The sequence below is a fragment of the Streptomyces sp. NPDC050674 genome (assembly GCF_040654575.1).
Classification (GTDB): domain Bacteria; phylum Actinomycetota; class Actinomycetes; order Streptomycetales; family Streptomycetaceae; genus Streptomyces.
The window spans coordinates 105,959-129,842 of record NZ_JBFAIG010000001.1 but is presented as its reverse complement, the minus strand read 5'-3'; the positions used below and the strand labels follow the sequence as shown (position 1 = coordinate 129,842).

The following is a 23,884-nucleotide window of genomic DNA, read 5'->3' as shown; positions in this document are numbered from 1 at the left end:
CGGCCCTCGGCTCACACGGCCGACGCCACCGCCCGCACCGCCGGAGTGCGCAGCACCCGCCGGGCCGTGGCCAGGACCGTTCCCGTCGTCGCCGCCGCGCCGACCGCCACCACCACGAGCCAGACGCCGAACGCCTGCTCCGGCAGGACCCCGTCGGTGCGCACCACCGTGAACGGGACGATGCCCGCGAGCGCCGCCGTGGTGCCGAAGAAGACACCGACGACCGTCAGGATCAGTCCCTCGACGCCCACCACGCCCAGCACCTGCCCGGGAGTCGCCCCGGAGAGCCGTTGCCGGCCGAACTCACTCTCGCGATAACTGGTGGCCGCGTACAGGGAGTTGACCAGCATGACGCAGACGAAGACCACGATGATGCCGACGACCGTGAAGTTGAGCGTCTCCAGGTTCTTCGCGTCGACCGACTTCACCGCCCCCGACGCGGCGACGGCGTCGCTCTCCACCGCCTGCATGGTCAGGGTCGCCGTCGCGACCGCGGTGAACAGGATGAGCGACATCAGGATCCCGGCGAGCTGTCCGGCCCGCTGCCGCAGGTTGCGCACCGCCAGCCAGCCGGCCGCACCATCGAGCGGCAGCCGGTCCAGCACGGCCGCGAGCAGTCGCGGTGCCTTCAGCGCGCACCCGACGGACAGCAGGATCGCCCCGTACGCCGGTGGTGCCATCAGCGCGGCGTCCGTCGCCGAGAACATGAACGTCGAGGTCACCGCGACAGCACCGGTGCCCAGTGCGGCATGGGCGAGGACCGTCCGCGCCCGGCCCCGCCGCCGGCTCCTGGAGCCGGCCCGCCGCACGGCGAGGAACGCGGCGCCCGCGGCGGCGAGCAGGGTGACGTCGAAACCGGTCAGCAACGCCACGGGTCCGAAGGAGAACTCCACCGACCGCGCGACCTGGCCGCTGTCCTGGAACACCTCCAGCAGCACCCGGCCGCCGACCATCGCCGGGCCGACCGCGAGCGCGGCGCCCACCAGCGCCACCACCACCGCCTCGCCCACGACCATCCGCTTGAGCTGCGCCGGAGTCGCCCCGGAGCAGCGCAGCAACTCCATCTCGGCCGCCCTCTGACGCACGTTCACCGTCAACGCCGAGGCGATCGCGAAGAACACCAGCAGGGTGCCGTAGCCGCCGACCACGCCCGCCGCGGTGGACAGCGTGTGCGAGCTGACCTCGTCCACGCCCGGCTGCCCGGCCGTGTCGTGCATCGCGTTGAACGTCATGATGATCACCGCGCCCAGGAACGCGGACAGCAGGGTCGCCAGGAACCGCCCGGGCCGCCGCCGGATCGACCGCATCGCCAGCATGAACACGACCTCACACCCCCGCCGTCACGTCGTCACCCAGGTGCGCCAGCCGCTCGGCGACCGCGTCCGCGGTCGGGGCGTCCATCCGGCCCGCGAGCCGGCCGTCGGCGAGGAACAGCACGGAGTCGGCGTAGGAGGCGGCGACCGGGTCGTGCGTCACCATCACCACCGTGCGGCCGTGCGTCCGCACCGCGTCCTGGAGCAGCCGCAGCACGCCCCGGGCGCTGCGGGTGTCCAGCGCGCCCGTGGGCTCGTCCGCGAAGATCACGCGCGGTTCGGTGACCAGTGCCCGGGCGATCGCCACCCGCTGGCGCTGACCGCCCGAGAGCTGCTCCGGCCGGTGCCCGAGCCGGTCGCCGAGCCCCACGGCCGTCAGCACCTCCCGCACCCGCCGCCGGTCCACGCGCCGCCCGGCCAGCTTCAGCGGCAGCACCGTGTTCTGCGCGACGGTCAGCGTCTCCAGCAGGTTGTACTGCTGGAACACGAACCCGATCCGGCCGCGCCGGAACCGCGTCAGCTCGGCCTCGCCACCCCCCGTCAGCTCGGTGCCGTCGACCCGTACGATCCCGCCGTCGGGCCGGTCGAGCCCCGCGGCGCACTGGAGCAGCGTCGACTTGCCGGAGCCGGACGGCCCCATCACCGCCGTGAACGTGCCACGCCCGAGGCCGAGCGTCACCCCGTCCAGGGCGGTCACGGCGCCGTCGCCGCTCCCGTACGTCCTGGTGACCTTGACCAGCCGCAGCGCCTCGGCCGCGGGTTCCGGGTCCTGGTCCTGTCGTGGGCCGGTGCGGAACATCGTCGTCGTCCCCCTTCGTCGACACGCCCTGTGTCACGACCTCGACGCTACGGAGAAGGGGGCGTGACCACACTGGCCGCAGAACCCGTATCGCGGGGTGTACCCAGCGACACCCCCGGATGCTCGGTCTCCCGGGCCCGGCGGCTACGTGGACTCGATCCCGGCCTGACCCACCAGCACCACTTCCAGAGTGCGCGGACCGTGCACCCCCTCGACCCGGTCCAGTTCGATGTCACTGGTCGCCGAGGGGCCGGAGATCCAGGTCAACGGGCGTGCCGGGTCGAGGCGTTGGAGTGCTTGCGGCACGGACGACACGACCTGGTCGGGGACCCGCACCACACAGATGTGGTGGTCCGGGACGAGGGTGATCCGGCGGCGCCCCTGGTCGGGTGAGCCGTCCAGCACGAGGGTGCCGGTCTCGGCGATCGCGACCGCACAGGCCGTCACCACACTGTCCACCCGGTCCAGTTCGGCCGGGGTGCTCTCCACCCGGTCCGTCACACGCGGCACATCCGTCGCCGCGAGCCACCCCTCGTCCAGCCCGGGCGGCACCAGCACCGAAGAGGAGCCGTGCCCCGCCAGCAGCCCCGCGAGCAGGGCGGCCAGCCCGTCGGCGTCCGTGCGGTGCACGAGCGCCCGGTAGTCGGCCAGGTTCTCGGCGAGCAGCTCCACCGTCTCCGCGACGGTCCGCCGGCCGTGCTCGCGCAGATAGTCCCGCGTGAGGGGTGGCTCGTCGGCCGGTACGTCCGCCAGCGCGCGCCGCACCCGCCCCAGGATCCGCTCCCTGCTGTTCACTTGCCGCCGTCCTTCCCGCCACGCGTCCGCTGCCACCAGTCCCGGAACGGCTCGGGCGGCACCGGCGGCAGATCCCGGGTCCCGCTCCAGGCCCGGCCGGGGCCGGGCAGCGTACGGGGATGGAAACGGCGCGTGCGCGAGGCGGCGCGCTGGCCGGTGCGCAGCGCGCCCGGGTGGCTGAACGCCCAGCGGGCCGCGCGCATCGCAGCCCGCTCGGCGGCGTGCCCCTTCGCGGGCCGCAGCACCACCTTGTTGCCCTCCCGGGTGACCGTGCCGCCCTGGACGACCCGCTCCCGCAGGTGCACCAGCACCTCGGGGATGTCGATGGCGACCGGGCACACCTCGTAGCACGCCCCGCACAACGAGGACGCGTAGGGCAGCGAGGCGTCGATCTCGCTGCCCGTGCCCCGCAGTTGGGGACTGAGGATCGCGCCGATCGGCCCCGGGTACACCGAGCCGTAGGCATGACCGCCGGCCCGCTCGTACACCGGGCAGACGTTGAGGCAGGCCGAGCAGCGGATGCAGCGCAGTGCCTGGCGGCCGACCTCGTCGGCGAGGGTGTCGGTGCGGCCGTTGTCCAGCAGCACGAGGTGGAACGTGCCGGGCCCGTCCTGGTCCGTGGTGCCGGTCCAGGTCGAGGTGTAGGGGTTCATGCGCTCGGCCGTGGAGGAGCGGGGGAGGGTCTGGAGGAACACCTCCAGGTCCTGCCACGTCGGCACGATCTTCTCGATGCCGACGACCGAGATCAGCGTCTCGGGCAGGGTCAGGCACATCCGGCCGTTGCCCTCGGATTCCACCACCACGAGCGTGCCCGTCTCGGCGACCATGAAGTTGGCGCCGGAGATGCCGACCTTGGCCCGCAGGAACTTCTCCCGCAGGTGCAGCCGGGCGGCCTCGGCGAGTTCGGCCGGTGTGTCGGTCAGGCCCTCGGGAGCGGGGCGGCCCCACTCGCCCATCTCGCGGGTGAAGATGTCCCGGATCTCGCCCCGGTTGCGGTGGATGGCCGGGACCAGGATGTGCGAGGGCCGGTCCTTGCCCAACTGGACGATCAGCTCGGCGAGATCGGTCTCGTAGGCGTGGATGCCCTCGGCCTCCAGCGCCTCGTTGAGCCCGATCTCCTGCGTGGCCATCGACTTGACCTTGACGACCTCGCACTCGCCGGTCATCTTCACGAGCCGGGTGACGATCTCGTTGGCCTCGGCCGCGTCGGCGGCCCAGTGCACGACGCCGCCCGCTGCCGTGACCGACTCCTCCAACTGCACCAGATAGCGGTCGAGATGGCGCAGCGTGTGGTCCTTGATCCGCTTGCCCGCCTCGCGCAGCTCGGCCCAGTCGGACACCTCCGTGACGGCCTTGGCCCGCTTGGCGCGGATGGTGTGGGTGGCGTGCCGCAGATTGCCGCGCAGGGTCGTGTTCGCCACGGCCTCCCGCGCGGCCTGTGGAAACGCAGGCATCCCGAGATACGTCCCGCTCATTCGGCCGGTTCCTCCTCCGTGCTCGCCAGGATCTCCGCGATGTGCACCGGCCGCATGCCGGTCCGCAGCCGGGTCATCGTCCCGCCGATGTGCATCAGACAGGAGTTGTCGGCCGCGCACAGCACCTCGGCGCCCGTCGACTCGGCGTTGCGCACCTTGTCCGCGCCCATCGCCGCCGAGACGTCCGGGTTCTTCAGCGCGAAGGTGCCGCCGAACCCGCAGCACTCGTCCGCGCCCGGCAGCTCGACGAGCTCCAGCCCCTTCACCGCCTCCAGCAGCCGTCTCGGCCGCTCGCCGAGCCCGAGTCCGCGCAGCCCGTGACAGGTCGGGTGGTAGGTCACCTTGTGCGGGTAGTACGCCCCGACGTCCGTCACGCCCAGCACGTCGGTCAGGAACTCCGTGAGCTCGTACGTCTTGGGCACCACCGGCGCCAGCGTGGCCGCGAGGGTGTCCCCGCGCCCCTCGGCCCGGGCCCGCTCGCCCATCCGCGGATACAGCTCGCGCACCATCGCCCCGCACGACCCGGACGGCGTCACGATCGCCTCGTACGCGCCGAAGACATCGGAGAAATGCCGCGCCAGCGGCTCGGCCTGGTGACGGTATCCGGTGTTGTAGTGCGCCTGCCCGCAGCAGGTCTGCGCGCTCGGGAAGTCGACATCGACGCCCAGCCTGGTCAGCAGTTTCACCACGGCGCGCCCGGTGTCCGGATACAGCGTGTCGTTGACGCAGGTCAGGAACAGGGCGACACGCATCGCGGCTCCTTGTGTTCGGTCATCGGATGGGTGCAGCGTAATCCGGGCGGACGGCGCTGGGGAGGCCCCGTCAGTGCCCGGCGAGCCGGGCCCGCGCAGCCCGCCAGCGCTCGGTGCCGCCGCGCGGCTCGTACCGCGTGAGCGGCTGGGTGCGGACGAGCAGCCGCCGCATCCCGGCCAGGTCGCCGACCAGCCCGTGCGCCCGCGCCTGCACGAGGGCGTTCCCGAGCGCGGCGGCCTCGGTCGGCCCCGCCACCACCGGCAGCCCGCAGGCGTCGGCGGTGAGCTGGCACAGCAGCGCATTGCGCGTACCGCCCCCGACCACATGCACGACGTCGACCGCGTGCCCGGCGAGCCGCTGGGCGTCCTGGACCGCCTCACGGTGGGCGAGGGCGAGGGAGTCGAGGATGCACCGCGTCACCTCGGCCGGCGTCTCGGGCACCGGCTGCCCCGAGACACGGCACGCCTCGGCGATCCGCTCGGGCATCCGCCCCGGCGCGAGGAACGCCGCGTCACCCGCGTCCACGACCGACCGCAGCGCCGGAGCCTTGGACGCCTCCAGCAGCAACGCGCCCAGATCCGGGTCGCCCCAGGTCCGCACGCACTCCTGGAGCAGCCACAGGCCCATGATGTTGCGCAGGTAGCGGACCGTGCCGTCCAGTCCCAGCTCGTTGGTGAAGTTGGCCGCCCGGCTCTCCTCGGTCAGCACCGGCGCGTCCAGCTCCAGACCGGCCAGCGACCAGGTGCCCGTGCAGATGTAGGCGAACCGCTCGCCCGACGCCGGTACGGCGGCGACCGCCGAGGCGGTGTCGTGCGACCCGACGGCCGTCACCGGCACGGGACCGGCGAGCCCGGTCTCCTCCAGTACCTCCCCGCGCAGCAGCCCGGCCGGATCGCCGGGTTGCCGCAGCGGCGCGAACAGGCTCAGGTCGACACCGAGCCGGGAGGCGATGTCGTACGACCAGTCGCGCGTGCGGGGGTCGATCAACTGGGTCGTGGAGGCGTTGGTCAGCTCGGTGCCCTGCTCGCCGGTGAGCCAGTACGCCAGCAGGTCCGGCATCAGCAGCAGCCGCCGGGCCTGCGCCAGCTGGGCCGTCGAGCGCGCGGCGGTCAGTTGGTACAGGGTGTTGAAAGGCGCGTACTGCAACCCGGTCGCGGCGTACAGCTCCCGCGCGGGCACGGTCGCCCACACCTTCTCCGCGACCCCTTCCGTACGGGTGTCCCGGTAGTGCACGGGGTTGCCGAGCAGCGCCCCGTCCGCGTCGAGCAGCCCGTAGTCCACGGCCCAGCTGTCGATGCCGACGGAGTCGACCTGCCCGGCCGCCCTCAGTCCGTCCAGCACCCCGGCGTACAGCCCGAGCACGTCCCACCGCAGCCCCTCGGGGACCCGGACGGGCCGGTTGGGAAAGCGGTGCGCCTCGCTCAGCTCCAGCGAGTCGGGGCCGACGCGGCCGACCATGACACGTCCGCTGGACGCGCCGAGGTCGACCGCGGCGTAGGACTTCACGGCCCCGCTCATCGCAGGAAGGCGGCCGCGACGCCGGCGTCGACCGGGATGTGCAGGCCGGTGGTGTGGGTGAGGTCCCCTCCGGTCAGCGCGAACACGGCGTTGGCCACGTGCTCGGGCAGCACCTCGCGCTTGAGGATGGTCCGCTGCGCGTAGAACTCGCCCAGCTTCTCCTCCTCCACCCCGTACACGGCGGCCCGCCTGGCGCCCCACCCGCCGGCGAAGATGCCCGAGCCGCGCACCACACCGTCCGGGTTGACCCCGTTGACGCGGATGCCGTGCTCGCCCAGCTCGGCGGCGAGCAGCCGCACCTGGTGTGCCTGGTCGGCCTTGGTGGCGGAGTAGGCGATGTTGTTGGGCCCGGCGAACACGGCGTTCTTCGAGGCGATGTAGACGATGTCACCGCCCAGCTCCTGGGCGATCATCACCCGGGCCGCTTCCCGCGACACGAGGAAGGAGCCGCGCGCCATGATGTCGTGCTGAAGGTCCCAGTCCTTGGCAGAGGTCTCCAGCAGCGGCTTCGAGATCGAGATGCCCGCGTTGTTGACGACGAGGTCGACTCCGCCGAAGGCCAGCACGGCCTCCCGGAACGCCTCGGCGATCTGTTCCTCGGAGGTGACGTCCACCGTCACGGCGACGGCCTTGTCGGAGCCGCCCAGCTCCTCGGCGACCGCCTGGGCGTTCTCCGTGTTCAGGTCGGCGACGACCACACACGCCCCTTCGGCCACGAGCCGGTGCGCGATGGCCTTGCCGATGCCGCTGCCGGCGCCGGTCACCAGGGCGACCCGGGTGGCGAGTGCCTTGGGCTTCGGCATCCGCTGGAGCTTGGCCTCCTCCAGCGCCCAGTACTCGATCCGGAACTTCTCGGACTCCTCGATGGGCGCGTAGGTGGAGACGGACTCGGCGCCGCGCATCACGTTGACGGCGTTGACGTAGAACTCGCCGGCCACCCGGGCGGTCTGCTTGTCCTTGCCGAAGGAGAACATGCCGACCCCGGGGATCAGCACGATCGCCGGGTCGGCGCCGCGCATGGCGGGGGAGTCGGGCTCGGCGTGCCGCCGGTAGTAGGCGGCGTACTCCTCGCGGTACTCGGCGTGCAGCTCCTTCAGCCGGGCGATCGCCTCGTCGAGCGGAGCGGCCGGCGGCAGGTCCAGCACCAGCGGCCGGACCTTGGTGCGCAGGAAGTGGTCGGGGCAGGAGGTGCCGAGCGCGGCGAGCCGCGGGTGCTCGGCGCTCGCCAGGAAGTCGAGGACGACCTCGGAGTCGTCGAAGTGCCCCACCTGGGGCCGGTCCTGGGAGGCGAGGGCCCGCACGTACGGGGCGAGGGCGGCGGCGCGCTCGCGCCGCTCACCGGCGCTCAGCGCGCTGTACCCGTCGAGCACCGGTCCGAAGGGCTCGGGCCTGCCCCGTTCGGCGAGGAACCGCTCGGCGGTGCGGATGATGTGCAGCGAGTTCCGCTCGCACTCCTCGGAGGTGTCGCCCCAGGCGGTGATGCCGTGCCCGCCGAGGATGCACCCGACGGCCTGCGGGTTGGCCTTCTTCACGGCGGCGATGTCCAGCCCCAGCTGGAAGCCCGGCCGCCGCCAGGGCACCCACACGACCGTGTCCCCGAAACACTCGGCGGTCAGCTTCTCCCCGTCGGCGGCGCAGGCCAGCGCGATCCCCGAGTCCGGGTGCAGATGGTCGACGTGCGCGGCGTCGACCAGCCCGTGCATGGCGGTGTCGATGGAGGGGGCGGCCCCGCCCTTGCCGTGCAGGCAGTAGTCGAACGCGGCGACCATCTCGTCCTCGCGCTCGACCCCCGGGTAGACGCCGGCGAGCGCCCGCATCCGGTCCAGCCGCAGCACGGCCAGGCCCGCCTCGGTCAGCGTCCCGAGGTCACCGCCTGACCCCTTGACCCACATCAGCTCGACGTCCCCGCCGGTGACGGGATCGGTCTCGGTGCCCTTGGCGGAGGCGTTGCCCCCCGCGTAGTTGGTGTTGCGTGGATCGCTGCCGAGCCGGTGCGACCGGTCGAGAAGAGCGGCGGCTTCGGGATGAACAGCCATGCCAGTTCCTTTTCAGAAGAGAGGGGGTGGGGTCTCGCTTTCAGGGGCACGGGGAACTGCGCGATCGACCACAACCGACCCGCACCCCGCAGACAACAGATCTCGGCAGACGCTTACGCCCCCCACCCGGCCTGCTGCCCACCGACCCGCTCGGCGACGATCTTCTCGCCCCACCCGGACCGCCGGTACGCGGCAAGAGGCTCGGGGTCCAACCCCATCTCCTCCCGCACCTCCCGCAGCAACGGCCGCACATCCGTGTTGTACGCGTCCATCACCACGGCGTTCGCCTCCAGCACGTCCCCCGCCCGCTGCGCCGCGGCCAGCGCGTCACCGTCGACCAGCAGCGCCTTGGCCGTGGCCTCCTGCACGTTCATCACCGACCGGATGATCGCCGGGATCTTCGCCTCGATGTTGTGACACTGGTCGAGCATGAACGCGACCTCCGGCGACAACCCGCCTCCGCGCACGACCTCGTACATGATCCGGAACAGCTGGAACGGGTCGGCCGCGCCCACCATCAGGTCGTCGTCCGCGTAGAACCGCGAGTTGAAGTCGAACCCCCCGAGCTTCCCCTCCCGCAGCAGCGTCGCCACGATGAACTCGATGTTGGTGCCCGGCGCGTGGTGCCCCGTGTCCACGACCACCTGCGCCTTCGGCCCGAGCTTCAGACAGTGGGCGTAGGCGGTGCCCCAGTCCGGCACGTCCGTCGTGTAGAACGCCGGCTCGAAGAACTTGTACTCCAGCAGCATCCGCTGCCCGTCCCCGAGCCGCTCGTAGACCTCGGCGAGCCCCTCGGCGAGCCGGTCCTGCCGCCCGCGGATGTCGTCCTGGCCGGGATAGTTCGTGCCGTCGGCGAACCACAGCTTCAGGTCCGTGGACCCGGTCGCGTCCATGATGTCGACGCACTCCAGCAGGTGGTCCACGGCCTTGCGCCGCACCGCCGCGTCCGGGTGGCAGATGCTCCCGAGCTTGTAGTCGTCGTCCTGGAAGGTGTTGGAGTTGATCGCGCCGAGCTTCACGCCCCGCTGCTCGGCGTGCTTGGCCAGCGCCGTGTAGTCGTCGACCCTGTCCCAGGGAATGTGCAGGGCCACCGTGGGGGCGACCCCGGTGAACTCGTGCACCTTGGCCGCGTCGTCCAGCTTCTCGAACGGGGTGCGCGGCACGCCCTGCTGGGCGAACACCTTGAACCGCGTGCCCGAGTTCCCGTAGGCCCACGACGGCGTCTCGACGGCCTGTGTCTTGAGAGCGGCCTTCGCCGCTGCGAGCTCGGTCACGTCAGGCTCCTGTGACATGGGGTCGTGACGACCACTGAATGAAACGATTCAGGACGCGAAGCTATGGGCCCTCCGAAGGGGTGTCAACCCCTCCGGTCGAGACGGATTCCGTGACACATGCGTGACCTGGCGGCCTCGAAACTTTTTCGACCGGAACCCATTGACGTGACATGCGCGGCCCGCCTAACGTCCCGGCAACCCAGTTGAAACCTTTCACGACGTCGAGAGGGCCGACCCGCCGACGTCGTCGAGGAGCCCTCATGACCCACCCGTCCACCACGGGTCCGGCCCCGGTTCTCGCACTGAGGGACGTCTCCAAGTCCTTCGGCGCGGTCCGCGCACTGCGGGACGTCTCCCTCGAGCTGTTCCCCGGGGAGGTGCACGCACTCGCCGGTGAGAACGGTGCCGGCAAGTCCACCCTCATCAAGACCCTCGCCGGCGTGCACCGCCCGGACGCCGGCCAGGTGCTGCTCGACGGTGCGCCCGTCGCCTTCCACGGACCCGGCGACGCCCGCGACGCCGGCATCGCCGTGATCTACCAGGAGCCCACGCTCTTCCCCGACCTGTCGATCGCCGAGAACATCTACATGGGCCGCCAGCCGCGCCGCGCCCTCGGCCGGATCGACCACAAGGCCACGCACAACGCCACCGCCGCCCTGATGCAGCGCCTCGGCGTCGAACTCGACCCCGACCGGCCCGCCCGCGGCCTGTCCATCGCCGACCAGCAGATCGTCGAGATCGCCAAGGCCCTCTCCTTCGACGCCCGCGTCCTGATCATGGACGAGCCGACCGCCGCCCTCACCGGCAGCGAGGTCGCCCGCCTCTTCGGCGTCGTGCGCACTCTGCGCGACCAGGGCGCCGCCGTGCTGTTCATCTCCCACCGGCTGGAGGAGATCTTCGAGATCTGCGGGAGGGTCACCACCCTGCGCGACGGCGCCTGGATCGCCAGCGAGCCGTTGGAGGGCATGACCGAGGACGACCTGGTGCGCCGCATGGTCGGCCGCGACCTCGACGAGCTCTACCCCAAGCAGGACGTGACACCCGGCGAGGTCGCCCTGAGCGTGCGCCGGCTGACCCGCGAGGGCGTCTTCACCGACGTCTCCTTCGAGGTACGGCACGGCGAGATCGTCGGACTGGCCGGACTGGTCGGCGCCGGGCGCACCGAGGTCGCCCGGGCCGTGTTCGGCATCGACCGCTGGGACGCCGGCGAGGTGTCGGTCCAGGGCAAGGCCCTGGTCAACGGCGCGCCCTCCACCGCGATGGCCGCCGGACTCGCCCTGGTCCCCGAGGACCGTCGCGCCCAGGGCCTGGTGATGGACATGTCCATCGAGCGGAACATCGGCCTCACCGGGCTGCGCACGACCGTGAAGGCCGGGCTCATGGACCGCGGTGCCGAGCGAAGCCGCTCCCTGGACTGGGCCGTCAAGCTCCAGGTCAAGTACGCCCGGATCGCCGACACGGTCAACACCCTCTCCGGCGGCAACCAGCAGAAGGTCGTGCTCGCCAAGTGGCTCGCCACCGGCCCCAGGGTGCTGATCGTCGACGAGCCGACCCGCGGCATCGACGTCGGCACCAAGGCCGAGGTGCACCGGTTGCTGTCCCAGCTGGCCGCCGACGGCGTGGCCGTCCTGATGATCTCCTCCGACCTGCCCGAGATCCTCGGCATGGCCGACCGCGTGCTGGTGATGCACGAGGGCCGCCTCACCGCCGAGATCCCCCGCTCCGACGCCACCGAGGAAACCGTGATGGCCGCAGCCACCGGGAGGGCCGCCGCATGACGGTCGTCACCCCGCAAGAGGCCCCCGTGGCCGAGGTGCCCAAGTCGAGCGGCACCCGGCTGGCCGACCGCGTCTTCAAGATGCGCGAACTCGCCATCCTGGTCGTCTTCCTGGTGATGATCGGCATCACCCAGGCCGGCAACAGCGAGTTCCTGTCCGAGCAGGGCATCAAGGACCTGCTGCTCAACGCGACGATCCTGGTCCTGGTCGCCACCGGCCAGTCGCTCGTCGTCATCACCCGCAATGTCGACCTGTCCGTCGGCTCCACGCTCGGCATCAGCGCCTTCGCCGCCGGCAGCTATCTCCAGGGCGGCGGGAACCCGGTCGTGGCGATCGCGCTGGCCGTGCTGCTGGGCATCGGCTTCGGCCTGCTCAACGGCCTGCTCGTCAGCCTCGGCCAGGTGCCCGCGCTCGTCGTCACCCTGGGCACGCTGTACATCATCCGCGGCATCGACTCCATCTGGGTCGGCTCCCGGCAGATCACCGCGGCCGACCTGCCCGGCGGCTTCGTCGACTTCGGCTCCGGCGGCATCTCGGCGGTGCCGTACCTGGCGCTGATCGCGCTGGCCGTGCTCATCGCGACCGCCTACCACCTCAAGAACTTCGCCGGCGGCCGCGAGCTGTACGCGCTCGGCTCCAACCCCGAGGCCGCCCGCCTCGCCGGCATCCCCGTCCGCAAGCGGATCCTCGGGGCGTACACCTTCTGCGGCGCGCTCGCCGGACTCGCGGGAGCGATGTACCTCGCCCGCTTCGGCAACGTCGACTCCGGCACCGGCAACGGCTACGAACTGACCGTCGTCAGCGCGGTCGTGGTCGGCGGCGTCGTCTTCACCGGTGGCTCCGGCAGCGTCTACGGGGCGGCCCTCGGCGCGCTGCTGCTGACCTCGATCAACAGCGTGCTGCCCGCCCTCGGCGTCAGCTCCGTCTGGGTGCTCGCGATCAACGGCATCCTGCTCATCCTCGCGATCGCGGTCGACCGGGTCGTCGCGCTGCGCGTGGCCTCCGCCCTGAAGAAGAGGAACGCCCGCCATGGCTGACATCTCCCCGAGCCGAGCGGCCGGCTGGTCCGGCCTGAAGAGGTGGGATTCCGCCGTCGGCGCCCTGCTCGTCGTGGTCCTGCTGTTCTCCTTCGGGTTCGTCGACGGGTTCGGCAACGCCCTCAACCTGTCGTTCCTCATCGGCAACACGCTCCCGATCGCACTCATCGCGCTGCCGATGACCCTGCTGGTCGTCTCCGGCGAGATCGACCTGTCGGTCGCCTCCACCGCCGGTCTGTCCGGCGCGGTGATGGGCGCCCTGTGGAACCAGGGCATGACCATCGAGTCGATCATCCCGGTGTGCCTGCTGCTCGGTGTGGTGTGCGGGCTGGTCAACGGACTGCTGGTGACCCGGCTGGGGCTGCCGTCCCTCGCCGTCACCATCGGCACGCTCGCCGCCTACCGGGGCATCGCGCAGATCGTGCTCGGCTCGGACGCGGTGACCGACTTCCCGACGCAGTACCTGGACTTCGCCTCGGGACGCATCGGCGACACCTTCGTCCCGTACGCCCTGCTGCCGTTCCTCGTCCTGCTCGCCATCGCCGTGGTCGCGCTGCACGCCACCCCGTTCGGACGGTCGCTGTTCGCGATCGGCGCGAGCGAGGAGGCAGCGCGCTTCGCCGGCATCCGGGTCAAGCGGCAGAAGCTGATCCTGTTCACCCTGACCGGTCTGATGGCCTCCCTGACCGGCATCTTCTGGGCGCTGCACTACGCCAGCGCCCGCTACGACAACGCCACCGGCCTCGAACTGTCCGTCGTGGCCGCCGTGCTGCTCGGCGGCATCGACTTCGACGGCGGCAAGGGCACGCTGGGCGGCGCGATCGCCGGCGTGTTCCTCCTGGGCGCGCTGCAGAACGTGATGAGCCTCCAGGACGTGTCCGCCCAGTCCCAGATCGTCGTCACCGGCGTCCTGCTCGTTCTGTCCGTGCTCGGCCCCCGGCTCGTACGGCAGATCTCCACCGCGAGGGCGGGCCGACGAGCCGCCTCGACTCCCACCTCGTAACCCAGCCCTTCCTCGTAAAGGACCATCGACATGCGCAAGTCCACCCTCCGCCGCTCCTGCGCGGCCCTCGCCACCGCCACCTGTCTCGCGCTCGCCCTCACCGCCTGCGGCGGCACCACCAAGAAGGACGTGGCGAAGGAGGACGCCTCGGCCGCCACCGCCGGCAAGGCCGACCCGAACGCCGCCACGAAGAAGGGCCTCACCGTCGGGTTCCTGCCCAAGCAGGTCAACAACCCGTACTTCACCAGCGCCGACAAGGGCGGCGAGAAGGCACTGAAGGAACTGGGCTCCAGCTACAAGGAGGTCGGCCCCTCCAGCGCCACCGACACCGCCGGGCAGGTCTCCTACGTCAACACGCTCACCCAGCAGCAGGTCGACGCGATGGCGGTGTCCGCGCAGGACCCGGGCGCCCTGTGCACCGCGCTCAAGCAGGCCATGAAGAACGACATCAAGGTCGTCACCTACGACTCCGACACCACGCCCGACTGCCGCAACGCCTTCGTCTCGCAGGCCTCCGCCGAGGACCTCGGCCGTACCGAGGTGCAACTGCTCGCCAAGCAGATCGGCTTCAAGGGCGAGATCGCGATTCTGTCCGCCGCGCAGACCGCGACGAACCAGAACACCTGGATCGACTTCATGAAGGACGAGCTGAAGAAGCCCGAGTACAAGAACATCAAGCTGGTCAAGACCGCGTATGGCAACGACGACGCCCAGCAGTCCTTCCAGCAGACCCAGGGCCTGCTCCAGGAGTACCCGAACCTGAAGGGGATCATCTCCCCGACCACCGTCGGCATCAAGGCCGCCGCCCAGTACCTGTCCGGCTCCAAGTACAAGGGCAAGGTCAAGCTGACCGGCCTGGGCACCCCGAACGACATGCGCAAGTACGTCAAGAACGGCACCGTCGAGGCGTTCGAGCTGTGGGACCCGGCGAAGCTCGGCGAGCTGGCCGCGCGTACCGCCGTCGCCCTGTCCTCCGGGCAGATCACCGGCAAGGAGGGCGAAACCTTCAAGGCCGGCTCCATGGGCGAGTACACCATCGGCAAGGACGGCGTGATCAGCCTCGGCAAGCCGACCGTGTTCGACGCCAAGAACATCGACCAGTTCAACTTCTAGTTCCTGGAGGGTTGTTGATGCAGCGCGTGTGCTTCCTGCTGAAGGTCCGGGCGGAGCGCCTCGACGAGTACCGCGAGCGGCACGCCGCCGTGTGGCCCGAGATGCTCCAGGCACTCTCGGAGACCGGCTGGCACAACTACTCGCTCTTCCTGCGCGAGGACGGACTGCTCGTCGGATACCTGGAGACCGAGGACTTCGCCGCCGCCCAGGCCGGGATGGAAGCCACCGACGTCAACGCCCGCTGGCAGGCGGAGATGGCGCCGTTCTTCGAGTCGCTGGACGGCGCCCGGCCCGACGAGGCCATGAAACCGCTCACCGAAGTGTTCCACCTCGCATGACGATGGAGTCCACGAGATGCACAGACGTACGTTGCTGGCCGCCGCCCTCGCGGGAGCGGTGGTGACCCCCGCCCTCGCCTCCGGCACGGCGCGGGCCGCCGACCCCGGCCCCTCCGTCACCCGGACCGGCACCACCACCCTCGACAGCCAGGCCCTCTTCTTCGTGTCGTACGACGGGCTGGTGAACAACAACGCCTTCCAGAAGAACGGTCTGCTGACCTACAAGGGCTACCAGTACGCCGTCTGGTACACCGCCGACCGCAACGCCGTCGTCGGGCGCCGCGCCCTCGGGTCGAGCACCTGGTCGACCGTGAAGGTCGGGCACACCCTGCGCTACGACGACTCCCACAACGTCATCTCCATGGGCGTCTCCAAGGTCGACGGCCGCCTCCACCTCAACATGGACTCCCACAGCGACGGCTTCACCTACGTCAAGTCGGTCGCCGGGCTCATGGACATCCCGGCGGGGCTGAGCTGGACCGCGAGCCGTTTCGGCGCGCCCCAGTCGACCCTGGACGGACTGGCGCTCACCTCGCAGTTCACCTACCCGCAGTTCGTCTCCACGCCCGACGGCAAGCTCCAGCTCAGCTACCGCGTCGCCGTCTCCGGCAACGGCCGCAACGCCCTCGCCGAGTACGACGGCACCAAGTGGACCAACCTCGGCGAGTGGTCCGCCTCCACCGGCACCTACACCAGCGAGCACGGCTCCTCGACGGCCCGCAACATGTACCTGCACGGCATCGACTACGACCGGAACGGCCGGCTGCACTCCTTCTTCACCTGGCGCGAGCAGAACGGCGCCGTGATGTGCAACGGCGGCGGCATCACCAACCACGACACCGGCTACGTCTACTCCGACGACCGGGGCCGCACCTGGCGCAACAACGCCGGCACCGTCGTCGGCGTCACCGGCGGCTCCGACAAGGTGTCCGTGACCGACGCCGGCCTGGTGATCGACCCGCTCAACCCGGACCACTCCCTGATGAACCAGGAGAGCCAGTTCACGGACTCCGCGGGCCGGCCGCACGCGATCATCTCCTACGTCCCGGGCCGCTTCGGCCAGTGCACCACGAACTACGTCGCGGACCGGACGGCGAACGGCCGTGCCTTCCACGTCCGCAAGAACGCCTCCGGCGCGTGGCAGAAGACCGAGATACCGGTCCCGCTGAACTCCAGCCAGCGCACCAAGCTGATCCTGGACAAGTACGACAACGCGTACGCGATCTTCCCCTTCGGCCGGATCGCCGCCGCCTCCGCGGCTTCCGGACACACCGACTGGAAGCTCCTCTTCGACGGCAGCGGCCTGGGCGCCTTCGGCGAGGTCGTCATCGACGAGACACGGGTCGCGCAGGACGGGGTGCTGTCCTTCATGTACCAGGAGAAGTCCAGCGGCACGACGCCCTCGGCGCTGCACGTGACGGACTTCCGCCTGCCCGCCTGACCGCATCCGGTCGACGGGGCGGCATGCCGGTAATGTGATGCCGCCCCGCCCGCCGCCCCCGTCTTCCTTCTGGAGGTCCCTGCCCGATGGCCCAGTCGGTGGGTATCAAGGACGTCGCCCGCGTCGCCGGAGTCTCCGTCGGCACGGTCTCGAACGTGATCAACCGCCCGGACACGGTCGCGACCGAGACCCGGGCCCGGGTGCTGTCCGCGATAGACCGGCTCGGCTACGTCCGCAGCGAGTCCGCGCGCCAGCTGCGCGCGGGCCGCAGCCGCATCATGGGGCTGCTCGTCCTCGACATGGGCAACCCCTTCTTCGTCGACGTCGCGCGCGGCGCCGAGCGCGCCGCCCGGCAGGCCGGACTCGGCGTGATGGTCTGCAACAGCGCCCAGAGCCCGGACGAGGAGGCCGAGTACCTCTCGCTCTTCGCCGAGCAGCGCGTGCGCGGTGTGCTGCTCACCCCCGCCGACGCGACCGGCCGCAACATCGAGACCTTCCGCCGGCACAACATCCCGTTCGTCCTGGTCGACCGGGTCGCCGAGGGCACCACCGAGTGCTCGGTCTCCGTCGACGACGTGGCGGGCGGCGCCCTCGCGGTACGCCACCTCGTCGACGCCGGACACCGCTCGATCGCCTACGTCAGCGGCCCGCCCGGCCTGAACCAGGTCAGCGACCGCCGCACCGGCGCCCTCGAAGCGCTCGCCGAGGCCGGGCTCGGGCCCGACGCGCTGCGCGAACTGCCCACCGAACGGCTGGACGTCGCCGCGGGCCGCGACGCCGGAGCCCGGCTGCTCGGCCTCGCGGACCGGCCCACCGCAGTGTTCTGCGCCAACGACCTGCTCGCCCTCGGAGTCCTCCAGGCCATGTACGCGGCCGGTGTCGGAGTCCCCGACGACCTCGCCATCGTCGGCTACGACGACATCGAGTTCGCGGCCGCCGCCGCCGTCCCGCTCACCTCGGTCCGCCAGCCCGCCGTCACCATGGGCGCCATGGCCGCCGACCTGCTCCTGGAGGAGACCGAGGAGGAGGGCACGTCGCGCCCGCACGAGCACCGGCGGGTCGTCCTCCAGCCGGAACTCGTGGTGCGCCGCTCCAGCCTGTCCGCCCGCTGAACCCTGAAGCGCCGTTCAGCAAGGTTTCATGATCGAACGGCTCACCCGCCGACGATCGCTGTGATGAACTGGGACGCGGCCCGAAAATCCGTCCGTCCCGGGAGCCCTGTTGACCCTCAGCTACCGCCAGCCCGGAGTCGTCCTCACCGACCGCCGCTTCACCGTCCCCCTCGACCACGACCGGCCCGAGGGCGAGACGATCGAGCTGTACGCCCGCGAGGTCGTCGCCAGCGACCGGACGCACCAGGACCTGCCGTGGCTGCTCTACCTCCAGGGCGGTCCCGGTTTCGGCGCGGACCGGTCCGTCGGCCGGCCGGGCTGGCTGGGCAGGGCCCTGAAGGAGTTCCGGGTGCTGCTCCTGGACCAGCGCGGCACCGGTCACAGCACCCCGGCCAACCGCCAGACGCTCCCGCTGCGCGGCGGCCCCGCCGAGCAGGCCGACTACCTCACGCACTTCCGCGCCGACTCGATCGTCCGCGACTGCGAGGCCGTCCGCGCGCAGCTCACCGGAGGCGAGCCCTGGACCGTCCTCGGCCAGAGCTTCGGCGGCTTCTGCGCGACCACCTACCTGTCCCTCGCCCCCGAGGGACTGACCACCGCCGTGATCACCGGCGGGCTGCCCTCCCTGGACGCCCACGCCGACGACGTCTACCGCGCCGCGTTCCCGCGCATCGAACGCAAGGTCACCGCCCACTACGCCCGCTACCCGCAGGACGCCGAGCGCGCCCGCCGCATCGCCGACCACCTGCTGCACCACGACGTGGTCCTGCCGAACGGCTACCGGCTCACCGTCGAGGCCTTCCAGTCCCTCGGCATCGCCCTCGGCACCGGCGACGGCACCCACCGCCTGCACTACCTGCTGGAGAACGCCTTTGTGCGCACCCCGCAGGGCTTCACGCTCTCCGACGCGTTCCAGGAGCAGGCGCAGGCCATGCTCTCCTACGCCCGCCACCCGCTGTACGCCCTGATCCACGAGTCGATCTACGGCCAGGACGCCCGCCCCACCGCCTGGTCCGCCGAGCGGGTCCGTGCCGAGTTCCCGCAGTTCGACGCCGCCAAGGCCCTCGCGGGCGACGAGCCTCTCCTGTTCACCGGAGAATCGATTCACCCCTGGATGTTCGACTGCGACCCGGCGCTGCGCCCCCTGCGCGAGACCGCCGACCTGCTCGCCGCCCGCACCGACTGGACGCCCCTGTACGACCCCGCCCGTCTCGCCGCCAACACGGTGCCGGTGGTGGCCGCCGTCTACCACGACGACATGTACGTCGACACGGCCCACTCCCTGCGCACCGCGCGCTCCATCCGGGGCCTGCGCACCTGGATCACCGACGAGTACGAACACGACGGCATCCGCACCGGCGGCCCCCGCGTCCTCGACCGGCTGCTCGCACTGGCCCGGGGCGAGGCGTGATGCCGTGCCGTGTGCCCGGTGATGCCGGGGGCGGGGACTAGTCTGCGGACATGACGACCACTCAACTCCAGCCCATGCCCGAGGACTGGCGGCGTGCCCTCGCGGTCGTGGCCCACCCGGACGATCTCGAGTACGGCTGCTCGGCGGCGATCGCGGCCTGGACCGACGAGGGCCGCGAGGTCGCCTATGTGCTGGCGACCCGCGGCGAGGCGGGCATCGACACGATCGAACCCGCCCGGTGCGGGCCGCTGCGCGAGCGGGAGCAGCGGGCGAGCGCGGCGGTGGTCGGCGTGTCGGAGGTGGAGTTCCTCGACCACAGGGACGGCGTCATCGAGTACGGCACCGCCCTGCGCCGCGACATCGCCGCCGCGATCCGCCGGCACCGGCCCGAGCTGGTCATCACGCTCAACCACCGCGACACCTGGGGCGGCGTCGCCTGGAACACCCCGGACCACGTGGCCGTCGGCCGGGCCACGCTCGACGCGGCCGGCGACGCCGGCAACCGGTGGATCTTCCCCGAGCTCGTCGAACAGGGCCTGGATCCCTGGGACGGTGTGCGCTGGGTCGCCGTCGCCGGTTCCAGCACGCCTACCCACGCCGTCGACGCCACGGCCGGGATGGAACGGGCTGTGCGCTCCCTGCTGGAACACCGCACCTACATCGAGGTGTTGACCAGCGAGGACCCGGAAACGTACGTGCGCGGTTTCCTGACAGGGCACGCCGAGGCGACGGGGGAGAGGTTCGGGGGCCGGCCGGCGGTGGCGTTCGAACTGTTCAGCAGATGATCAGCGGCTGATCGACGGATGACGGGGGAGACCATGACAGGCAGCGTGGAACTGGCCGACCGGTTCGAGGAACACCGGGGGCATCTCAAGGCGGTGGCCTACCGCATGCTCGGATCGCTCGCGGAGGCGGAGGACGCCGTCCAGGAGGCCTGGCTCAAGCTCAGCCGCGCCGAGGCGGACGACATCCACAACCTCGGCGGCTGGCTGACCACGGTGACCGGCCGCGTCTGCCTGGACCTGCTGCGCTCGCGCACGGCCCGCCGCGAGGAGCCGATGGGGGACACCCACGACACGGTGCGAGCCTTCGTCCCGGACCCCGTGCTGCGGCCCCTGTCGCACATCGACCCGGCCGAGGAGGTGCTCCAGGCCGACTCCGTGGGCCTGGCCCTGCTCGTCGTGCTGGAGAACCTGGCGCCCGACGAGCGGCTCGCGTTCGTGCTGCACGACTTGTTCGCCGTGCCGTTCGACGACATCGCACCGATCGTGGAGCGCAGCCCGGCCGCGACCCGGCAGCTGGCGAGCCGCGCCCGGCGCCGGGTGCGCGGGGCCACCCCGTCGTCCGAGCCGGACCTCGGCCGGCAGAAGCAGGTGCTCGACGCCTTCCTGGCCGCCTCACGTGCCGGGGACTTCGAGGCGCTGGTGGCCCTTCTGCACCCGGATGTGCTGCTGCGGGCGGACTCGGGCGCGCTCGTCCGGGGCGCCGCCGCCTCCAAGCTGGTGCGAGGCGCGAAGGCGGTGGCGGAGCAGGCGCTCCTGTTCGCCCCGTTCGCGCAGTCCGCGGAGCTGGTCCTGGTCAACGGCTCGGTCGGAATGGTCGACGCGCAGGGGGGCCGCATCCGGTCGGTCATGGGCGTCACGATCGTCGACGGCCGCATCACGGACCTGTACATCCTGGCCGACCCGGAGCGGCTGGAGCGGCTGGAGGTGCCCGGGGGAGCGGGGTGACCCCACCTCGACCGCGAGTTGTCGTTTCGTATGCTGAACGGCATGCGAGATCATCAGGCCGGGCAGGCGGAACTGCGCGGCGACTGCGAGCGGTGCTTCGGGCTGTGCTGCGTCGCCCTGCCCTTCGCCGCCTCGGCCGACTTCGCGGTCGACAAGGCCGCAGGCACGCCCTGCCGCAATCTCCGGGAGGACCACCGCTGCGGCATCCATGCCAGGCTCCGGCAGAAGGGGTTCACCGGCTGCACGGTCTACGACTGCTTCGGCGCCGGGCAGCACGTCTCGCAGATCACCTTCGGCGGGCAGGACTGGCGGACCGGTCCGCCGGAGCGGGCCCGCCGCATGTTCGAGGTGTTCCCGGTCGTCCGGCAGCTGCACGAACTGCTGTGGTACCTGAGCGAGGCGCTCACCCTGCCGGCGGCCCGCCCCGTCCACGCCGACCTGCGCAAGGCGCTGGACAAGACCCGGGAACTCACCGCCATGACCCCCGAGGAGCTCGCCGCGCTGGACGTGGCGGCGCACCGCCAAGAGGTCAACGTCCTGCTGCTGAGGACGAGCGAGCTGGCCAGGGCGGGCATCGGGGGCCGTAAGAAGGACCGCCGGGGGGCGGACCTCATGGGCGCCCGTCTCAAGGGTGCCGACCTGCGGGGTGCCAGCCTGCGCGGCGCCTACCTCATCGCCGCCGACCTCACCGGCGCTGACCTGCGGGGCGCCGACCTGATCGGCGCCGATCTGCGCGACGCGGACCTCACGGACGCCGACCTGACCGGGGCGTTCTTCCTCACCCAGCCGCAGCTGAACGCGGCGCGGGGGAGCGCCGGGACCCGGCTGCCCACGTCGGTCGCCCGCCCCGGGCACTGGACAGCGCGGGTCTGAGGCAGCTCCCGATCGCCGAAGAACCCGTCGTGGTTGGCGTGCACCTCGATCTTCGGTAGGTTAGGTAAGGCTTACCTAAGGAGGTCTGGGATGGGTGACGACAGCCACGGCTGGACGGCGGCTCCCGCCGCCGCGGAGCGGGCGCGCTCGGTGCTCGCCGCCGCGTGGTCCTGCGCGGTGACCGCGCAGGGCATGCGAGAGGAACTCGTCGGCGCGCACAGCGTGGACGAGGACGGCCGGGTGCGTCTGGCCGTGCCCGAGGACAGTGCCCTGCTCGCGGCCGCGATCTGCGCGCCCCGCGGCGAGCCGTCCGCGGTGCTGGAGTTCGCCGACGTCGCACCCGTCTCCGTCCGCAGCCGCATCCGCGCCCGGCTGTGGCTGGCCGGCTGGTTCGCCGCCGAGGGGGAGGAACTCGTCCTCACGCCCACGCGGGTGGTGCTGCGCAGGCCGTCCGGTTCCGTGGTCGTGGACCTCGACGAGTTCGCCGGCGCAGCGCCCGACCCGCTCACCACGGCCGAGGCCCGGCTGCTGACCCACCTCGCCGACTGCCACGCCGACGCCGTCGAGCGGCTCACCCGGCTCGTCGACTCCGGCAGCCTGTACGGCGCCGTCCGGGTCCAGCCGCTCGCGGTCGACCGGCACGGACTGACCCTGCGCATCGAACGCGCCCGCGCCCACGGCGACGTACGCCTGGCGTTCCACGCGCCCGCCGACGACGTCGCGCAGCTCACCGAGCGCATGCACACCCTGCTGTCGCAGGCCAGTGCGGCGTCCTGCCCGCGGGCCCTACAGCGGCAGCGCACAGACGGCGACGGGTGAGGGGAAGGGCACGCCCGCGCGGCGCAGTTCGCCGCTCGCCTCGTCCACGTGGAAGACGGTGACGGTGGAGGACTTCTGGTTCGCCGCGAACAGCAGTGTGCCCTCCGGCGAGAAGGCGATCTGACGCGGGAAGTCCCCGCCGACCGGCACCGTGTCGAGCAGCCTGAGCCGGGCGCCGCCGGCCTCGACGGCGTAGCGGGTGAGGCTGTTGTGGCCGCGGTTGGCGAGGTAGGCGTACCTGCCGTTCGCGGTCACCAGGATCTGCGCCGGATAGTTCGTGCCCGAACCCGTGCCCGTGGACTGCGCCTCGCCCACGGTCAACCGGCCGGAGGCCCGGTCGTACGCGCAGACCGCCACCGTGTTGTCGGCCTCGTTGGCGAGGTAGGCGTACCGGCCGCCCGGGTGGAACGTGAGGTGGCGCGGTCCGGCGCCCGGCCGGGTGTGCGCCTGCGCGACCTCGGTGAGCGTGCCGGCCTTCTCGTCCAGCCGGTAGGTGTAGACGGTGTCCGTCCCCAGGTCGACGGCGAGCACATGGCCTGCGTCCGGGCTGGTGACGAACTGGTGGGCGTGTGGGCCCTCCTGGCCGGGGCCGGGCAGCGGGCTGGAGTGCCGTACGAGGGCGGTGCGCTCGCCGAGCGCGCCCGAGGCGTCGATGGGGTGCACCGCCACACTGCCCGAGCCGTAGTTCGCGCTGAGCAGCCAGCGTCCGCCCGGGTGCACCGACAGATGGCAGGGGGCCGCGCCGCCGGTACCGCGGCTGCCCAGGACCTTCCGGTCGGACAGCCGGACGGCCGTCACGGCACCCGCGTCGCGCTCGTCCACCGCGTACAGCGTGCCGCGGTCCGGGTGGAGAGCGAGGTACGACGGGTCGCCGACGCCGGTGATCGTGCCGTCGGCGCTGATCCGGCCCGTGTCCGGGTCGTACGTGGCCAGGCCGATGCCCTTGCCGCCGCCCTCGACGGAGGTGTAGGTGCCGAGGTGGAGCGGGCGGGGCCCGGAGGGGCGCCGGTCCGCGCGGGACGGGCCGGCACTCACCTCGGGCGCCGTGCTCGGCGGCGACGTGGGCGCGGGTGCGTCGTCGCAGGACGGCAGGGCCGCCGCGGCGGCCCCGCCCGCCAGTGCGCCGACGAACCGGCGCCTGCTCCAGCCACCACTGTCCATGTCGCCCCTCAGGTCGTCACCGGTCCCCGTCGTGACAGCCACCTTGGCGTTTCACCGCCGTCGGGTGCAAACACGGCAGCGGGGTGGCGCGCGGGGAGAGGGCCG

The 23,884-nt window shown here is 71.8% G+C and carries 21 protein-coding genes; 12 read left to right on the top strand and 9 right to left on the bottom strand.

All coding sequences use genetic code 11. The annotated features are described in order from the left end of the window. Positions 1–11: 11 nt before the first annotated feature. From AB0I06_RS00570 to rhaI, 8 genes are all read right to left on the bottom strand, one after another. A complete protein-coding gene (locus AB0I06_RS00570; RefSeq protein ID WP_363116511.1) occupies positions 12–1,322 on the bottom strand; it encodes an FtsX-like permease family protein in 1,311 nt (436 codons plus the stop codon). 4 nt (positions 1,323–1,326) lie between these two features. Next, a complete protein-coding gene (locus AB0I06_RS00565; protein WP_363116510.1) occupies positions 1,327–2,112 on the bottom strand; it encodes an ABC transporter ATP-binding protein in 786 nt (261 codons plus the stop codon). Between the two features lie 144 nt (positions 2,113–2,256). Further along, entirely contained in the window at positions 2,257–2,907 is a 651-nt protein-coding gene (locus AB0I06_RS00560) for an LUD domain-containing protein (protein ID WP_363116509.1), read from the bottom strand. Then, entirely contained in the window at positions 2,904–4,382 is a 1,479-nt protein-coding gene (locus tag AB0I06_RS00555; protein ID WP_363116508.1) for a LutB/LldF family L-lactate oxidation iron-sulfur protein, read from the bottom strand. The genes AB0I06_RS00560 and AB0I06_RS00555 overlap by 4 nt, the downstream gene beginning before the upstream one ends. Next, the gene (locus AB0I06_RS00550) at positions 4,379–5,134 is read right to left on the bottom strand and encodes a (Fe-S)-binding protein (RefSeq protein WP_363116507.1); all 756 of its coding nucleotides are present in this window, start codon (positions 5,132–5,134) and stop codon (positions 4,379–4,381) included. Before AB0I06_RS00550 ends, AB0I06_RS00555 begins: the two co-directional genes overlap by 4 nt. Before the next feature lie 70 nt (positions 5,135–5,204). Next, positions 5,205–6,653, bottom strand: coding sequence for a rhamnulokinase family protein (locus AB0I06_RS00545; protein WP_363116506.1), 1,449 nt, complete (start codon positions 6,651–6,653; stop codon positions 5,205–5,207). After that, positions 6,650–8,689 carry a bifunctional aldolase/short-chain dehydrogenase gene (locus AB0I06_RS00540; RefSeq protein ID WP_363116505.1) on the bottom strand — a complete coding sequence of 680 codons (2,040 nt, stop codon included), beginning with the start codon at positions 8,687–8,689 and terminating at the stop codon, positions 6,650–6,652. Before AB0I06_RS00540 ends, AB0I06_RS00545 begins: the two co-directional genes overlap by 4 nt. 113 nt (positions 8,690–8,802) lie before the next feature. Next, positions 8,803–9,963 (bottom strand): L-rhamnose isomerase, encoded by a 1,161-nt coding sequence (rhaI, locus tag AB0I06_RS00535; RefSeq protein ID WP_363116504.1) that lies wholly within the window; start codon positions 9,961–9,963, stop codon positions 8,803–8,805. 260 nt (positions 9,964–10,223) lie between these two features. Between rhaI and AB0I06_RS00530 the strand changes: the two genes are divergently transcribed. The 12 genes from AB0I06_RS00530 (at position 10,224) to AB0I06_RS00475 (ending at position 22,618) form a co-directional block, all read left to right on the top strand. Then, complete coding sequence (locus AB0I06_RS00530; RefSeq protein ID WP_363116503.1) at positions 10,224–11,741, top strand: sugar ABC transporter ATP-binding protein; 1,518 nt, start codon at positions 10,224–10,226, stop codon at positions 11,739–11,741. After that, positions 11,738–12,778 (top strand): ABC transporter permease, encoded by a 1,041-nt coding sequence (locus AB0I06_RS00525; protein WP_363116502.1) that lies wholly within the window; start codon positions 11,738–11,740, stop codon positions 12,776–12,778. Before AB0I06_RS00530 ends, AB0I06_RS00525 begins: the two co-directional genes overlap by 4 nt. Continuing rightward, positions 12,771–13,781: an ABC transporter permease gene (locus AB0I06_RS00520; RefSeq protein ID WP_363116501.1), complete on the top strand. Its 1,011-nt coding sequence runs from the start codon at positions 12,771–12,773 to the stop codon at positions 13,779–13,781. Before AB0I06_RS00525 ends, AB0I06_RS00520 begins: the two co-directional genes overlap by 8 nt. Before the next feature lie 30 nt (positions 13,782–13,811). Beyond that, positions 13,812–14,894 (top strand): rhamnose ABC transporter substrate-binding protein, encoded by a 1,083-nt coding sequence (rhaS, locus tag AB0I06_RS00515; protein ID WP_363116500.1) that lies wholly within the window; start codon positions 13,812–13,814, stop codon positions 14,892–14,894. A 17-nt stretch (positions 14,895–14,911) separates the two neighbouring features. Continuing rightward, positions 14,912–15,232, top strand: coding sequence for an L-rhamnose mutarotase (locus AB0I06_RS00510; RefSeq protein ID WP_062930800.1), 321 nt, complete (start codon positions 14,912–14,914; stop codon positions 15,230–15,232). 16 nt (positions 15,233–15,248) lie between these two features. Next, positions 15,249–16,673 (top strand): BNR repeat-containing protein, encoded by a 1,425-nt coding sequence (locus AB0I06_RS00505; protein WP_363116499.1) that lies wholly within the window; start codon positions 15,249–15,251, stop codon positions 16,671–16,673. 86 nt (positions 16,674–16,759) lie between these two features. Continuing rightward, positions 16,760–17,785 (top strand): LacI family DNA-binding transcriptional regulator, encoded by a 1,026-nt coding sequence (locus AB0I06_RS00500; protein WP_363116498.1) that lies wholly within the window; start codon positions 16,760–16,762, stop codon positions 17,783–17,785. Positions 17,786–17,894: 109 nt separating this feature from the next. Next, complete coding sequence (locus tag AB0I06_RS00495) at positions 17,895–19,196, top strand: alpha/beta fold hydrolase (protein ID WP_363116497.1); 1,302 nt, start codon at positions 17,895–17,897, stop codon at positions 19,194–19,196. A gap of 50 nt (positions 19,197–19,246) precedes the next feature. Further along, entirely contained in the window at positions 19,247–19,981 is a 735-nt protein-coding gene (locus AB0I06_RS00490; RefSeq protein ID WP_363116496.1) for a PIG-L deacetylase family protein, read from the top strand. A 33-nt stretch (positions 19,982–20,014) separates the two neighbouring features. Beyond that, positions 20,015–20,926, top strand: coding sequence for an RNA polymerase sigma factor SigJ (gene sigJ, locus AB0I06_RS00485; protein WP_363116495.1), 912 nt, complete (start codon positions 20,015–20,017; stop codon positions 20,924–20,926). Positions 20,927–20,956: 30 nt separating this feature from the next. Further along, positions 20,957–21,799, top strand: coding sequence for a pentapeptide repeat-containing protein (locus tag AB0I06_RS00480; RefSeq protein ID WP_363116494.1), 843 nt, complete (start codon positions 20,957–20,959; stop codon positions 21,797–21,799). Between the two features lie 90 nt (positions 21,800–21,889). Then, entirely contained in the window at positions 21,890–22,618 is a 729-nt protein-coding gene (locus tag AB0I06_RS00475) for a DUF2470 domain-containing protein (RefSeq protein ID WP_363116493.1), read from the top strand. Here the strand turns inward: AB0I06_RS00475 and AB0I06_RS00470 are convergent. After that, positions 22,586–23,779: a lactonase family protein gene (locus AB0I06_RS00470; protein WP_363117006.1), complete on the bottom strand. Its 1,194-nt coding sequence runs from the start codon at positions 23,777–23,779 to the stop codon at positions 22,586–22,588. The genes AB0I06_RS00475 and AB0I06_RS00470 overlap by 33 nt on opposite strands. Between the last annotated feature and the right edge of the window lie 105 nt (positions 23,780–23,884).

What these genes read in the sequence shown, in the direction of transcription:
- AB0I06_RS00565 (WP_363116510.1), bottom strand. Translation starts at nt 2,112, where the DNA reads ATGTTCCGCACCGGCCCACGACAGGACCAGGACCCGGAACCCGCGGCC.
- AB0I06_RS00555 (WP_363116508.1), bottom strand. Translation starts at nt 4,382, where the DNA reads ATGAGCGGGACGTATCTCGGGATGCCTGCGTTTCCACAGGCCGCGCGG.
- AB0I06_RS00550 (WP_363116507.1), bottom strand. Translation starts at nt 5,134, where the DNA reads ATGCGTGTCGCCCTGTTCCTGACCTGCGTCAACGACACGCTGTATCCG.
- AB0I06_RS00545 (WP_363116506.1), bottom strand. Translation starts at nt 6,653, where the DNA reads ATGAGCGGGGCCGTGAAGTCCTACGCCGCGGTCGACCTCGGCGCGTCC.
- AB0I06_RS00540 (WP_363116505.1), bottom strand. Translation starts at nt 8,689, where the DNA reads ATGGCTGTTCATCCCGAAGCCGCCGCTCTTCTCGACCGGTCGCACCGG.
- AB0I06_RS00530 (WP_363116503.1), top strand. Translation starts at nt 10,224, where the DNA reads ATGACCCACCCGTCCACCACGGGTCCGGCCCCGGTTCTCGCACTGAGG.
- AB0I06_RS00525 (WP_363116502.1), top strand. Translation starts at nt 11,738, where the DNA reads ATGACGGTCGTCACCCCGCAAGAGGCCCCCGTGGCCGAGGTGCCCAAG.
- AB0I06_RS00520 (WP_363116501.1), top strand. Translation starts at nt 12,771, where the DNA reads ATGGCTGACATCTCCCCGAGCCGAGCGGCCGGCTGGTCCGGCCTGAAG.
- rhaS (WP_363116500.1), top strand. Translation starts at nt 13,812, where the DNA reads ATGCGCAAGTCCACCCTCCGCCGCTCCTGCGCGGCCCTCGCCACCGCC.
- AB0I06_RS00510 (WP_062930800.1), top strand. Translation starts at nt 14,912, where the DNA reads ATGCAGCGCGTGTGCTTCCTGCTGAAGGTCCGGGCGGAGCGCCTCGAC.
- AB0I06_RS00505 (WP_363116499.1), top strand. Translation starts at nt 15,249, where the DNA reads ATGCACAGACGTACGTTGCTGGCCGCCGCCCTCGCGGGAGCGGTGGTG.
- AB0I06_RS00500 (WP_363116498.1), top strand. Translation starts at nt 16,760, where the DNA reads ATGGCCCAGTCGGTGGGTATCAAGGACGTCGCCCGCGTCGCCGGAGTC.
- AB0I06_RS00490 (WP_363116496.1), top strand. Translation starts at nt 19,247, where the DNA reads ATGACGACCACTCAACTCCAGCCCATGCCCGAGGACTGGCGGCGTGCC.
- sigJ (WP_363116495.1), top strand. Translation starts at nt 20,015, where the DNA reads ATGACAGGCAGCGTGGAACTGGCCGACCGGTTCGAGGAACACCGGGGG.
- AB0I06_RS00480 (WP_363116494.1), top strand. Translation starts at nt 20,957, where the DNA reads ATGCTGAACGGCATGCGAGATCATCAGGCCGGGCAGGCGGAACTGCGC.
- AB0I06_RS00475 (WP_363116493.1), top strand. Translation starts at nt 21,890, where the DNA reads ATGGGTGACGACAGCCACGGCTGGACGGCGGCTCCCGCCGCCGCGGAG.
- AB0I06_RS00470 (WP_363117006.1), bottom strand. Translation starts at nt 23,779, where the DNA reads ATGGACAGTGGTGGCTGGAGCAGGCGCCGGTTCGTCGGCGCACTGGCG.